General features: G+C 68.2%; 1 protein-coding gene. It reads right to left on the bottom strand.

The annotated features are described in order from the left end of the window. Positions 1–255, bottom strand: a 255-nt coding sequence (locus HH310_RS43035) for a transposase (protein WP_211193348.1), incomplete at both ends; no start/stop codon positions are given.

The following is a 255-nucleotide window of genomic DNA, read 5'->3' as shown; positions in this document are numbered from 1 at the left end:
CACGAGCACGACCGCGTTGACAACCCGCCCGTGTTCGCGGACCTTCATGCTCAGCGCGTCGGCGGCCACGAACGTGAACGGCCCCGACTCGCCCAGCGGGCGGGTGCGAAACGCCGCGACCTGCGCGTCGAGGTCGGCGGCCATCCGCGAGACCTGCGATTTCGACAACGATGTGATCCCCAGCGACTGCACCAGCTTGTCCATCCGGCGCGTCGAGACGCCCAGCAGATAGCAGGTCGCGACCACGCTGACCAA

Source organism: Actinoplanes sp. TBRC 11911, assembly GCF_012933445.1.
In the GTDB taxonomy this organism is placed as follows: domain Bacteria; phylum Actinomycetota; class Actinomycetes; order Mycobacteriales; family Micromonosporaceae; genus Actinoplanes.
Note: the sequence above shows the minus strand (reverse complement) of the source record. Positions and strands in the feature narration are given on the sequence as shown.